General features: G+C 55.7%; 1 rRNA gene. It reads left to right on the top strand.

Going from position 1 to position 1,282, the window contains the following annotated elements:
- Positions 1–1,282: ribosomal RNA gene (locus tag BMY97_RS45705) — 23S ribosomal RNA — on the top strand; the annotation flags it as partial.

Genomic DNA, 1,282 nt, shown 5'->3' on the forward strand with positions numbered 1-1,282 from the left:
TGAGACGTGATGCGTAGCCGTTTGAGGCGAAGTAGAGTGATCCTATGCTGCCGAGAAAAGCCTCTAGTGAGTGCATGCACGGCCCGTACCCCAAACCAACACAGGTGGTCAGGTAGAGAATACTAAGGCGATCGGGTGAACTGTGGTTAAGGAACTCGGCAAAATGCCCCCGTAACTTCGGGAGAAGGGGGGCCAAACATCCTGAAGCTCTTCACGGGCTAGGGGTGGGTGGCCGCAGAGACCAGCGGAAAGCGACTGTTTACTAAAAACACAGGTCCATGCGAAGTCGCAAGACGATGTATATGGACTGACGCCTGCCCGGTGCTGGAACGTTAAGAGGACCGGTTAATCCCTTCGGGGGTGAAGCTGAGAATTTAAGCGCCAGTAAACGGCGGTGGTAACTATAACCATCCTAAGGTAGCGAAATTCCTTGTCGGGTAAGTTCCGACCTGCACGAATGGCGTAACGACTTTCCGGCTGTCTCAACCACAGGCCCGGCGAAATTGCACTACGAGTAAAGATGCTCGTTACGCGCGGCAGGACGGAAAGACCCCGGGACCTTTACTATAGTTTGGTATTGGTTTTCGGTTCGGCTTGTGTAGGATAGGTGGGAGACTGTGAAGTCATCACGCTAGTGGTGGTGGAGTCGTTGTTGAAATACCACTCTGGTCGAATTGGGAATCTCAACCTCGGACCATGATCTGGTTCAGGGACAGTGCCTGATGGGTAGTTTAACTGGGGCGGTTGCCTCCTAAAGAGTAACGGAGGCGCCCAAAGGTTCCCTCAGCCTGGTTGGCAATCAGGTGTTGAGTGCAAGTGCACAAGGGAGCTTGACTGTGAGACAGACATGTCGAGCAGGGACGAAAGTCGGGACTAGTGATCCGGCACCACCTGGTGGAAGGGGTGTCGCTCAACGGATAAAAGGTACCCCGGGGATAACAGGCTGATCTTGCCCAAGAGTCCATATCGACGGCATGGTTTGGCACCTCGATGTCGGCTCGTCGCATCCTGGGGCCGGAGTAGGTCCCAAGGGTTGGGCTGTTCGCCCATTAAAGCGGCACGCGAGCTGGGTTTAGAACGTCGTGAGACAGTTCGGTCCCTATCCGCCGCGCGCGTAGGATACTTGAGGAAGGCTGTCCCTAGTACGAGAGGACCGGGACGGACGAACCTCTGGTGTGCCAGTTGTCCCGCCAGGGGCATGGCTGGTTGGCCACGTTCGGAAGGGATAACCGCTGAAGGCATCTAAGCGGGAAGCCTGTTCCAAGATGAGGTATCCCACCCC

Origin of the sequence: Amycolatopsis saalfeldensis, assembly GCF_900110575.1 — a bacterium.
Taxonomy (GTDB): Bacteria; Actinomycetota; Actinomycetes; order Mycobacteriales; family Pseudonocardiaceae; genus Amycolatopsis; species Amycolatopsis saalfeldensis.